1 pseudogene is annotated in these 435 nt (G+C 78.4%); it reads left to right on the top strand.

Annotated features, from left to right (window positions below):
* Positions 1-435 (top strand): annotated as a pseudogene (locus D7V93_RS44105) (hypothetical protein); the annotation flags it as partial.

The raw sequence follows: 435 nt of genomic DNA, 5'->3' as shown, positions 1-435 counted from the left end.
GGGCGCGCGGGTGCGGCTGCGGGCGGAGGCGCTGCTCGGGACCGCGCCGCTGCCCCTGGACGAAGCGGTGGCGGCCCTGCGCGCGGGGCGGTCCCCGGGCTTCGGCGTGTACCGGGGTCGGCTGGAGACGCAGGAGACGCTGATGTCCCCGGGCGGCGTGCCGTGCGCCTTCTACGACGCGGCGGTGCACGCGGTGGGCGTCCACGGCCGCAAGGGGCCGCTGCTGTCGCGGGAGCGCGCCTACTCACCGGTGTTGATGCTCCGGGGCGAGCGCACGCGGGCGTCGGTGGGCTTCGCGCCGTCGGGCCTGCTGGCCCCGGTGGAGGTCCGCCGGTGCGTGGCGGTGCCCGCGCTCACGAAGGCGGAACTGCTGGGGCCGCCCACGGAGGCGCTGTCCTGGGAGCGCGTGGGCACCCCGGGGGAGGTGTGCTGGGT

Origin of the sequence: Corallococcus llansteffanensis, from assembly GCF_003612055.1 — a bacterium.
Classification (GTDB): Bacteria; Myxococcota; Myxococcia; order Myxococcales; family Myxococcaceae; genus Corallococcus; species Corallococcus llansteffanensis.
Note: the sequence above shows the minus strand (reverse complement) of the source record. Positions and strands in the feature narration are given on the sequence as shown.